The sequence below is a fragment of the Collinsella sp. AF37-9 genome (assembly GCF_003475115.1).
Lineage (GTDB): Bacteria > Actinomycetota > Coriobacteriia > Coriobacteriales > Coriobacteriaceae > Collinsella.
Genome location: NZ_QROQ01000022.1, coordinates 32,535 through 43,271, shown reverse-complemented (window position 1 = coordinate 43,271; position 10,737 = coordinate 32,535). Strand labels below are relative to the sequence as shown.

Sequence of the window (10,737 nt, the reverse complement as noted above, 5' to 3'; positions counted from 1 at the left end):
CGGCCCGCGCTGCATGAGCATGCCCTTCTGGCGCGAGGACCTCTAAGTCTTTCCGTTTCCGGTGCGGTCCCCCTACAACCGCACCGGCTTCGCTCGTTAAACGGGCAACACTAATACTTACGTAATTCATTTCTTCGAAAGGAATCGAACCATGGGTGTTAACCTCTCCGGCCGTAGCTTCCTCAAGCTTCTCGACCTCACCACCGAGGAGATCGAGTACCTGCTCAAGCTCTCCAAGAACTTCAAGGACATGAAGCGCGCTGGTGTTCCGCACCGCTATCTCGAGGGCAAGAACATCGTTCTGCTCTTCCAGAAGACCTCCACTCGTACCCGCTGCGCCTTCGAGGTCGGCGGCATGGATCTGGGCATGGGCGTCACCTACCTCGATCCTGGTTCGTCGCAGATGGGCAAGAAGGAGTCCATCGAGGACACCGCCCGCGTTCTCGGCCGCATGTATGACGGCATCGAGTTCCGCGGCTTTGCCCAGGACGACGTCGAGGAGCTCGCTGCTAAGTCCGGCGTGCCCGTCTGGAACGGCCTGACCACCGAGTGGCACCCCACCCAGATGCTCGCCGATATCCTGACCGTCCAGGAGAACTTCAACTACGACATCAAGGGCAAGACCCTCGTCTTCATGGGCGACTGCAAGAACAACGTCGCTCGCTCCCTCATGGTTGTCTGCTCCAAGCTCGGCATGAACTTCGTGGCCTGCGGCCCCGAGGAGTGCATGCCCGCTGACGACGTCATCGAGGCCTGCAAGCCCATCGCCGAGGCCAACGGCTGCACCATCAAGCTGACCACCGACGTCAAGGACGGCGTCACCGGTGCCGACGTCATCTACACCGACGTGTGGGTCTCCATGGGCGAGCCCGACGAGGTCTGGGCCGAGCGCATCGCTCAGCTCACCCCGTATCGTGTTACCTCCGAGGTCATGGCTATGGCCAACCCGGGTGCCATCTTCCTGCACTGCCTGCCCAGCTTCCACGACACCAACACCACGATTGGCGCCGAGAAGTGCGAGCAGTTCGGCATCACCGAGCAGGAGGTCACCGACGAGGTCTTCGAGAGCCCCGCTTCCAAGGTCTTCGACGAGGCCGAGAACCGCATGCACACCATCAAGGCTGTCATGTACGCTACGCTCAAGTAAGAGCTTCTAGCATCTCGCTCGGGGTGCATTGCTGCGCACCCCGAGCGCTTTTGTCTGGTAAAAATCTCGCACTGAGCGACATGCACGGCACGGAAGAGCCGCTTCGGGCGAGATCAGTAAATGATTTATGAAGGGGGGATGAGAACTATGACTGAGACCGCTAAGAAAAAGCGCGGTATGCCTTCATCGTTCACCATTCTTCTTGCTCTGCTGGCAATCGTCGCGGTTGTTACCGTTATCGTCTCCGGTACGTCCGGTGGCGAGGTTACCGCTGCCCGCCTGAGCGATTTCTGCACCGCCCCGGTCAAGGGCTTCGCTGACGCTCTGCCCGTCTGCCTCTTCGTTATGATCCTCGGCGGCTTCCTCGGCATGATGACCGAGACCGGCGCCCTGGACAACGGCATTGCCGTTCTGGTGCAGAAGCTTAAGGGCAACGAGATCATGCTCGTTCCCGTGCTGATGCTCATCTTCTCCCTCGGTGGTACCACCTATGGTATGTGCGAGGAGACCGTTCCCTTCTACGCCCTGCTCGCCGCTACTATGATGGCTGCTGGCTTCGACCCCATGGTCGGCGCCGCCACCGTCCTGCTCGGCGCTGGCTGCGGCTGCCTCGGCTCCACGGTTAACCCGTTCGCCGTCGGCGCTGCCGTCGACGCTCTGACCGGTGTTGGCATTGAGGTCAACCAGTCCATCATCATCGGCCTCGGTGCCGTCCTGTGGATTGTTACCACCGCCATGTCCATCTTCTTCGTCATGAGCTATGCCAAGAAGGTCAAGGCCGACAAGGGTTCCACCATCCTTTCGATGCAGGAGCTCAAGGACGCCGAAGAGGCTCACGGCAAGGCTGCTTCCGAGGTTAACAAGGAGGTTAAGCTCACCGGTCGTCAGAAGGGTGTTCTGATCGCCTTTGCCTTCACCTTCGTCGTCATGATCGTCGGCTTCATCCCGCTGGCCGACCTCAACGAGGGCGTCGCCAACTTCTTCGATGCTGGCGCTGTCTATGACGCCGACGGTAACGCCATCGTTCAGGGCTGGTCTGCCCTGATCACCGGCCTGCCCATTGGCCAGTGGTACTTCGACGAGGCTTCCACCTGGTTCTTCCTCATGGCTATCCTGATCGGTATCATCGGTGGCCTGTCCGAGAAGCAGATCGTCAACACCTTCATCACCGGCGCTGCCGACATGATGTCCGTTGTCCTCGTCATCGCTCTCGCCCGTGGTATCTCCGTCCTCATGGCTAGCACCGGCCTCGACGTCTACGTCCTCGATGCTGCCGCCAATGCTCTGGCTGGCCTGTCCGGCGTGATCTTCGCTCCCATGAGCTTCCTGGTCTACTTTGGCCTGTCCTTCCTGATCCCCTCGACCTCCGGTATGGCTACTGTCTCCATGCCCATCATGGGACCGCTGGCTGTTAAGCTCGGCTTCTCGCCCGAGGTCATGGTCATGATTTTCTCCGCCGCCATCGGTGTCGTGAACCTGTTCACCCCGACCTCCGGCGCCATCATGGGCGGTCTCGCCCTGGCCAAGATCGAGTGGACGACCTGGCTCAAGTTTGCCCTTAAGCTCATCGTCGCTCTCTCCGTCGTCTGCGCCGTCATCCTGACCGTCGCCTGCGTGCTGCTCTAAGTACCCAATGGGTACCCCACGGAAACCTTGACGATCCTGTAGAGGATCACCTGGTCATCGTCTGTCCGGTGGGGTAAACCCACCGGTAGACTCCTACCTTTAGCCCCCTCCCGTTCCGTGCGCGGGAGGGGGCGCTCTTGTGTTCCGGCGTTTTACCAAACGCCGGAACCACTCGACGCTGCAAGCCCGCCAGAGCGGCAATCTGACGTTCAATCGTCGGGCATGGCCAAAAGGCCTATGCCCTCCTCTTTCACGTCACCTTGCTCGCTCTGGCGGGCTTTCGCTGACTTTTGCCCCACCTGCGGCGCTGCCATTGTTGCTGCAGGGGGACAGCTTGCTCGCTCTGGTGCCTGTTCGCTGTCCGTTCTCTGCCCGCAACGTTTCTGCTGTTGGTGCAAAGGGGTCAGATTACTTTGCGCCAAAAGGGGAAGTTGCGGTGGAATAGTTCCTGTTTGGCCGTCTTGAGGGGTTAAACGGGAACTATTCCACCGCAACTTATCGATGGCGTGTTTGGTTGGTGCCCGTTGGCTGCTTGGGTGTTGGGAAGGGTCTGCTCCGTTATAATCGCCTAGAACATTAAATGGAAACGGGACGGGAGCCATATATGCGCCAGGGTTTCGACAATGCGAAGTATATCGAGCTGCAGGCTGCTCACATTAAGGAGCGCATCTCGCAGTTTGGTGGCAAGCTCTATTTGGAGTTTGGCGGTAAGCTGTTCGATGACTATCATGCGAGCCGCGTGCTGCCGGGTTTTGAACCGGACAGCAAGTTCCGCATGCTCAAGAGCATCGCCGATGATGTCGAGGTTATCATCGCGATCAACGCGAACCACATCGAGAAAAACAAGGCTCGTGGTGACCTTGGTATTACCTATGACGAGGATGTGCTGCGCCTGGTTGACCTGTTCCGCGGCAACGGCTTTGCCGTCGCGGCTGTGGTCATCACCCAGTACGCTGGCCAGCCTGCTGCCGATGTGTTCCGCAACCGCCTGAACGCGCTCGGCATTCCCGCCAAGCTGCACTATCCCATCGAGGGGTATCCGCACGATGTCGATCTGATCGTGTCCGACGATGGCTACGGCAAGAACGAGTTTGTCGAGACCACGCGTCCGCTCGTTGTCGTGACGGCACCCGGCCCCGGCTCGGGCAAGCTTGCCACCTGCCTGTCTCAGCTCTATCACGAGCACAAGCATGGCACGGCCGCCGGCTATGCCAAATTCGAGACCTTCCCGGTTTGGAATCTGCCCCTTACGCATCCGGTCAATATTGCCTACGAGGCCGCCACGGCTGACCTCGACGACGCCAATATCATCGATTCGTTCCACCTTGAGGCCTACAACAAGACCACGGTCAACTACAACCGCGACGTCGAGGCCTTCCCGGTAGTTCGTGCCCTGATGGAAAAGATCCTGGGCAAGAGTCCCTACCAGAGCCCTACGGACATGGGCGTCAATATGGTTGGCTTTGCCATCACCGATGACGATGCCTGCCGCGACGCTTCCAAGATGGAGATCGTCCGCCGCTACTTTACCGCGGTCGAAAATGTGCGCCGTACCGGCGTGGGCGATGAACAAGTCGACCGTCTCAAGATTATTATGAAGAAAGCTGGCATCGATAAGAACTACTCACCGGCGCGCTCGGCGGCCCTCACCAGGGAGCAACTGACGGGTGGTCCCGTGGGTGCCATGGTCATGCCCGATGGCTCCGTGGTGACCGGTAAGACCTCCACGCGCCTGGGCGCCGCAAGTTCGCTCATTATGAATGCACTTAAGCATGTCTCGGGCGTCGACCTTGAGCTCGAGGTCATTAGCGATGAGGCGATCGAGCCCATCAGCAAGCTCAAGACGCATTTCCTGGGCAGCAAAAACCCGCGCCTCCACACCGACGAGACGCTTATGGCGCTGTCGATCACCTCGGCCACGAGTGAGACGGCCGCTCGCGTCCTTTCAGGCCTGGAGCAGCTGCGCGGTTGCGATGCCTTCTTTAGCGTGATTATCTCGCCGACGGACGAGACGGTACTGCGCAAACTGGGTATCAACGTGTGCTGCGAGCCCAAGTTTGAGCGCCGCGGTTTCTTCCATCGCTAAGTTTGAAGCACCGCGGTAATTGCATTGCATTTTGGCCGTATCGGGTTAGCGCCCGGTACGGCTTTTTGATCAATAAAGCGCCTATTTCGGCGAAAAATAGCCGTTTACCTGCCTAGAAACAATTTGAGCGGTATACAATAACCGTAACTGTTTCATCCTTAGCGGGATGCCGCATGATGGATATTACCTGCCATCGTGAGGTGTGTCGGTCGCGCACGGCGCGTTAGATGCTCGTGCTCGGTTTGAGGAGGCTGCTATGGCGGGCAAGGGTCGTGCGAGTGTCAACGATATGAAGCGTGTCGAGGTGCTGGTGTTGATGGAGATCGACCAGCAAACCGAAGACAATGGCGGGCCGTATGGTTTCTCGCGCAAAACGCTTGCCGAGCGCGTGGGGGTTTCGCCGTATCGTGCCCGCGCCGCAATCGATCGCTTGGATTCCGAAGGCATGATTGATGTCGTCTCGCGTTATAGCGACGACGGCGGTCAGCTTGCAAATGGCATTTGCCTCACCGAACGTGGCGAGTGGTATCTTGAGGGCGTCCGTACCGGCATGCTCGTTCAAGAAATGCTTGAGGACGAGGTTGCTGATCGATAGCAGCGTGTAACCCTTGCCATAACAGCGCCGCCTGGGAAACCGGGCGGCGTTTTGTTTCAAGATTGAGAAATGCAATCGCACGCGAGAAAAATTGCGAACGGTCCGCGGCGCGAGTATTACAATGAAGACCCGTAAGATGTGGATAAACAACTTCTACGGGAAGCGCAGGTAACTCAATATGACCAAGCATGTGTTCGTGACCGGTGGCGTAGTTTCGTCCCTGGGCAAGGGTATTACCGCGGCCTCGCTGGGCCGTCTGCTCAAGTCGCGTGGCTACAAAGTAACGATGCAAAAGGCCGACCCGTATCTGAACGTCGACCCCGGCACCATGAGCCCGTTCCAGCATGGTGAGGTCTTCGTTACCGAGGATGGTTACGAGTCCGACCTGGACCTGGGTCATTACGAGCGCTTTATTGATGAGAACCTGACCCGCGATTCCAACTTTACGACTGGTGCCATCTACAAAAGCCTAATCGCCCGTGAGCGTCGCGGCGACTTTTTGGGCGGTACCGTGCAGGTGATTCCCCACGTCACCAATGCCATTAAGGACAAGTTCCGCCGCATCGAGGAGCAGACCGGCTCCGATGTAGTCATCACCGAGCTGGGCGGCACGATCGGCGACATCGAGTCCCAACCGTTTGTCGAGGCCATCCGTCAGTACCGCAAGGAGGCCGGCCCCGAGAACGTCTGCTACATCCACGTGTCGCTCGTTCCCTATATCGCCGCCGCCCACGAGGTCAAGACCAAGCCCACGCAGCATTCCGTCAAGGAGCTCCGCAGCTTTGGCATCCAGCCCGATATTATCGTGCTGCGCTCCGACCACCATATCGATGACGCTATCCGCGGAAAGATCGCAAGCTTCTGCGACGTCGACACCGATTGCGTCTTTACCAACGAGGACTGCGCGAGCATTTACGATGTTCCGCAGCTGCTTGCCGAGCAGGACTTTGACCTGCGCATTTGCGAGCGCCTGGGTCTGGATCCGCGTGAGCGCGACATGAGCGAGTGGAACGAGTTCCTGCGCAAACAGAATCACGCCAACCATCACGCCGACAAGGTGAAGATCGCCGTCGTGGGTAAGTACACGCAGCTGCCCGATGCGTACCTGTCGGTTATCGAGGCCCTGCACCATGCGGGCGTCTTCTACGATCGCCATGTGGACGTCCAGCTAGTCGACGGCGAGAGCCTCGATGGGCAGAATGTCTCCGAGGTTCTAGGCGACGCCTCGGGCATCCTGGTCCCCGGCGGCTTTGGCAAGCGCGCCCTGGAGGGCAAGATCCTCGCGGCCGAGTTTGCCCGTGAGCACAAGATTCCGTATCTGGGCATTTGCCTGGGTATGCAGGTGGCCGTGTGCGAGTTCGCCCGCAATGTCGTCGGCCTCGCCGGCGCCAGCTCCTCTGAGTTCGATCCGGATGGCCCGTATAGCGTCATCGACCTGATGAGCTCGCAGGAGGACGTGACCGAGAAGGGCGGCACCATGCGTCTGGGTGCCTATCCGTGCAAGCTTGCTGCCGATACCCTTGCTCGCGAGGCATATGGCGAGGAACTCGTCTACGAGCGTCACCGTCACCGCTTTGAGTTCAACAACGCCTTCCGCGACCAGCTCGAGGACGCCGGTTTGGTTATCTCGGGTCTGTCGCCCGACGAGCGCCTGGTCGAGATGGTCGAGCTGCCGCGCGACGTGCATCCGTGGTATGTGGCAACCCAGGCTCATCCCGAGTTCAAGAGCCGCCCGACCAACCCGCAGCCGCTGTTCCGCGAGTTCGTACGCGCTTCGATTGGCCAGCATGAGGGTGTCGACCGTCTGCAGGTGACGCCCATGAACCTCGCTACGGACTAAGGGTGCCGGCGAATAAGGAACATACCGAAGCTACTCCCTCGTCGCTCGCCGTGGCGGCGGGGGAGTATCTCGATTACCTCGCGGTCGAGCGGGGCTTGGCGCGCAACACGATTGCGGCCTATCGTCGTGACCTGACGACGTACTGCGCCTATCTGGAGCGGGTGGGTATTGTGTCTTTTGAAGAGGTGACCCGTCAGATCGTGGAGGGCTTTGTCGCCGATCGCCGCGACGGAGGCTATTCCGACGCCTCGGTGGAGCGTGCGCTTGCTGCCGTGAAGGGCCTGCATGCCTTTTTGGTGCGCGATGGGGCCGTGGCCCAAAACCCGACGGCGGCGTTGCGCCTGCCTAAAAAGGCTGAGCGTTTGCCGGAGTATCTATCGGTGGAGGATGTCTCGGCACTGCTCGATCAAGACTTTCCCGAGGGCGAGATGGGACTGCGCGACCATGCCATCTTGGAAGTGCTCTACGGATGCGGTTTGCGTGTGAGTGAGCTGGTTGGGCTCGATGTGGGCGATATCCATATTGACGATGGCTTTGTACTCGTTCGCGGTAAGGGCTCAAAGGAACGCCTGTCCCCACTGGTGGGAAGCGCGGCGCGAGCTCTGACGCTCTATGTAACTGAGGGACGTTCTCGCTTGGCGGCCCATGCCCGCGGAACCGAGACCTCGGCGGTCTTTTTAAATAAGAACGGACGTCGCCTGTCGCGCCAGGCCGTGCATGCGATATGCGAGCGGTATGGGCGCCAGGTGGGGCTGGTGGGGCTCCACCCCCATACCTTGCGCCACTCCTTTGCCACCCACATGCTCGCGGGCGGTGCCGACCTGCGTGTGCTGCAGGAGATTTTGGGCCATGCCGATATTTCGACCACGCAGGTCTACACGCATGTCGACCGAACGCAACTGACCGAGGTCTATCTGGCGGCGCATCCGCTAGCACATCGCTAGCACATCGCTGACCTGCATATTTATAAATACTAAAGGGGACGGGCCCCAGATTGCCGAGACGCACTTTTGCGCGCATGGGCAATCTGGGGCTCGTCCCATTTTTCGCTAGACACCGACGCGGCGGTGGGCCGTGTGTACCGTGGGTGGGGGAGTTTGGGGGCGATGTGAACGGCGTGTAAAGGGACGTAAAAATCGCCTCAAGGTCAACTTGAAGGTTGAGGTTCGCGGGCGTGGTTCTACAGGTGGCATCTCGCCTTTGCTGCAAACACAACATATTGTGTTTTCGAACATATGCTCGGGGGTGTTTTACAACATATTGGGGGTGGAATGATGGGGAGGGGTGGGGGAAGGGGTGGGGAAAGGTGTTGAAAAATGGGGTGGTTCCCCATATTATTGATGACGTCGACAGGCGGGGTGGTTCCCCGCGTACGTGCCATCTGAGTAACCGAGGGGAGGGCGCACATGGGAATGACTGGTGCATACGAGCGCAATCTCGATGCAAAAGGTCGTCTGTCCCTGCCTGCACCCCTTCGCGAGGAGCTTGGAGAGCACGTTCGCGTGTTCAAAGCCCTGGATGTCGATGCTCTGTACGTGTTCTCTGCCGAGGCCTTCGATAAGTGGGTCGAAGGACTCTTCGCGGGTCGTGAGGGCCACGAGGGTTTTAACCCGCGTGACATTAACGACCAGAAGCTCATGAGGGCGATCAACAAGCGCACCACGTCGATGGATGTGGACAGCGCCGGTCGTATCGGTCTTTCCGAGTCTCTCCGCAAGCAGGCGAACCTCGACCGCGAGGTCACGGTTGTGGGCAACTACGACCACCTTGAGGTTTGGGATCGCGCCGCGGCCGATGAGGACGATGACGATGAGGCCCTGCTGGACCTCTTCTTCTCGTAAGGGCAAGGCACGGGTAACGGATGGAGCGTGGGATCTTGACACAAGAATATCGGCATGAACCTGTCATGCTCGGCGAAGTGCTTGAGTCGCTGCAGCTAAAGAGCGGCTCCGTCGTCTGCGACTGCACCCTTGGCGGTGCCGGCCATTCGGTAAAGATGGCCGCGCAGGTGGGGGAGACCGGCCTTTTGCTCGGCGTCGATCAGGACGACATGGCCCTCGAGGCCGCTGGCGCCCGTCTGGACCGCGAGGTTCCCGGCGTTCCGCACCAGCTGCTGAAGGGCAACTTCGGAGACTTGGACGAGCTGCTTTGCTCGGCCGAGGTGCCCGGGGTCGATGGCTTCCTGTTCGATTTGGGCGTTTCGTCACCGCAACTCGATATCCCTGGCAGGGGCTTTTCGTATAACGAGGACGCCCCATTGGACATGCGGATGGATCCGGGTAATAACACCTTAAACGCAGCTGAGGTCATCAACACCTATAACGAACACGACCTCGCCCGGATTCTACGCGTCTACGGCGAAGAGAAGTTCGCCTCGCAGATCGCGCGCGAGATCGTGCGCCGCCGCGAGCAAGAACCGATCGAAACCACCGGCCAATTTGTCGAGATCATCAAGGCGGGTATCCCGGCTGCCGCTCGTCGGCATGGCGGACACCCGGCCAAGAAAAGTTTCCAGGCCATTCGCATCGAGGTCAATCACGAACTCGATGTGCTCGAACGAGGGCTTGATGCCGCCACCAGGTGGCTCAACCCGGGCGGACGTATCTGCGTCATCTCGTATCACTCGCTCGAGGACCGTATCGTAAAGAACCACTTTAAGGAGATGAGCCAGGGGTGCACGTGTCCGCCGGAGATTCCGGTGTGCGTGTGCGGCAACGTGCCGATACTCAAGGTCATCACCCGCAAACCCCTGGTTGCCCAGCCTGATGAGGTTGAGCGCAACCCTCGGGCGAGATCAGCCAAAATCCGCGTGGCGCAGCGTCTGTAGGCGCGACCGCGCGATATTGGACCTCCCGCTCGCACCATAAACGAAGCTTAAACACACTACCAACGTACTCGGGATGGGAGGCGGCATATCATGGGCTACAACACTTCAAGCGCAGCACTCGCCTATGATATGAACGCCATGCCCGCCTATCGTGAGACGCCGCAGGCCCCCGTTGCTCCCCGTGAGCAGCGCACGCCGCGCTTTGATGTCTACACGGGCGCGGGCCGTCAGGCAAACCAGGCGGTAAGCCCGGTTTTCATGAGCGTTCTTAAAACGTTTTGCATCATTGCGGCTATCTTCATGACGATCGGCGTCGCCCGCGTGGCGCTCGCCGGCGTTACGGCCCAGGTGCTCAACAGCAATGCCGAGCTTACCAGCACGCTCGAAAAGGCGACCGATGAGAGCTCCGACCTGGAGGTCATGCATTCGGTCTATGGTGCCGACACGCGCATTCGCGACCTTGCGGGCGCTTATGGCATGGTGGAGCCCAGCGAGAGCGTTACACTTGACTTTTCGCAGGATGCAGCCGCGGGCGCCAACGCGACCGCGACCGCTCAGTAGCAAGACGGTAGCTGAGTATGACAAATGACTATCGCCGCGGTTCCGATGGGGGCCG

Annotated in this window: 9 protein-coding genes; all 9 read left to right on the top strand. The window is 59.6% G+C overall.

From position 1 onward, the window contains the following. Window positions 1–151 precede the first annotated feature (151 nt). The 9 genes from argF (at window position 152) to DW024_RS07370 (ending at window position 10,682) form a co-directional block, all read left to right on the top strand. Window positions 152–1,147, top strand: a complete 996-nt coding sequence (argF, locus tag DW024_RS07410; RefSeq protein WP_006234279.1) for an ornithine carbamoyltransferase — start codon at window positions 152–154, stop codon at window positions 1,145–1,147. A gap of 138 nt (window positions 1,148–1,285) precedes the next feature. Further along, window positions 1,286–2,773, top strand: a complete 1,488-nt coding sequence (locus DW024_RS07405) for a YfcC family protein (protein ID WP_369834740.1) — start codon at window positions 1,286–1,288, stop codon at window positions 2,771–2,773. 604 nt (window positions 2,774–3,377) lie between these two features. Further along, on the top strand, window positions 3,378–4,859 hold the full coding sequence (locus DW024_RS07400; RefSeq protein WP_006234276.1) for a DUF1846 domain-containing protein: 1,482 nt from the start codon (window positions 3,378–3,380) through the stop codon (window positions 4,857–4,859). Window positions 4,860–5,115: 256 nt separating this feature from the next. Beyond that, window positions 5,116–5,454 (top strand): hypothetical protein, encoded by a 339-nt coding sequence (locus tag DW024_RS07395; RefSeq protein WP_040358312.1) that lies wholly within the window; start codon window positions 5,116–5,118, stop codon window positions 5,452–5,454. Window positions 5,455–5,632: 178 nt separating this feature from the next. Next, window positions 5,633–7,294: a CTP synthase gene (locus DW024_RS07390; protein ID WP_118377360.1), complete on the top strand. Its 1,662-nt coding sequence runs from the start codon at window positions 5,633–5,635 to the stop codon at window positions 7,292–7,294. A 2-nt stretch (window positions 7,295–7,296) separates the two neighbouring features. Beyond that, entirely contained in the window at window positions 7,297–8,238 is a 942-nt protein-coding gene (gene xerD, locus DW024_RS07385; RefSeq protein ID WP_199576947.1) for a site-specific tyrosine recombinase XerD, read from the top strand. 462 nt (window positions 8,239–8,700) lie between these two features. Further along, window positions 8,701–9,135 (top strand): division/cell wall cluster transcriptional repressor MraZ, encoded by a 435-nt coding sequence (locus DW024_RS07380; protein ID WP_006234269.1) that lies wholly within the window; start codon window positions 8,701–8,703, stop codon window positions 9,133–9,135. A gap of 20 nt (window positions 9,136–9,155) precedes the next feature. Then, window positions 9,156–10,121 (top strand): 16S rRNA (cytosine(1402)-N(4))-methyltransferase RsmH, encoded by a 966-nt coding sequence (rsmH, locus tag DW024_RS07375; protein WP_117584231.1) that lies wholly within the window; start codon window positions 9,156–9,158, stop codon window positions 10,119–10,121. Window positions 10,122–10,211: 90 nt separating this feature from the next. Further along, window positions 10,212–10,682 (top strand): hypothetical protein, encoded by a 471-nt coding sequence (locus tag DW024_RS07370; RefSeq protein ID WP_118377358.1) that lies wholly within the window; start codon window positions 10,212–10,214, stop codon window positions 10,680–10,682. Window positions 10,683–10,737: the final 55 nt, after the last annotated feature.

Coding starts and splice junctions, on each gene's coding strand:
- argF (WP_006234279.1), top strand. CDS start 152: ATGGGTGTTAACCTCTCCGGCCGTAGCTTCCTCAAGCTTCTCGACCTC.
- DW024_RS07380 (WP_006234269.1), top strand. CDS start 8,701: ATGGGAATGACTGGTGCATACGAGCGCAATCTCGATGCAAAAGGTCGT.
- DW024_RS07390 (WP_118377360.1), top strand. CDS start 5,633: ATGACCAAGCATGTGTTCGTGACCGGTGGCGTAGTTTCGTCCCTGGGC.
- DW024_RS07370 (WP_118377358.1), top strand. CDS start 10,212: ATGGGCTACAACACTTCAAGCGCAGCACTCGCCTATGATATGAACGCC.
- DW024_RS07400 (WP_006234276.1), top strand. CDS start 3,378: ATGCGCCAGGGTTTCGACAATGCGAAGTATATCGAGCTGCAGGCTGCT.
- DW024_RS07405 (WP_369834740.1), top strand. CDS start 1,286: ATGAGAACTATGACTGAGACCGCTAAGAAAAAGCGCGGTATGCCTTCA.
- rsmH (WP_117584231.1), top strand. CDS start 9,156: ATGGAGCGTGGGATCTTGACACAAGAATATCGGCATGAACCTGTCATG.
- DW024_RS07395 (WP_040358312.1), top strand. CDS start 5,116: ATGGCGGGCAAGGGTCGTGCGAGTGTCAACGATATGAAGCGTGTCGAG.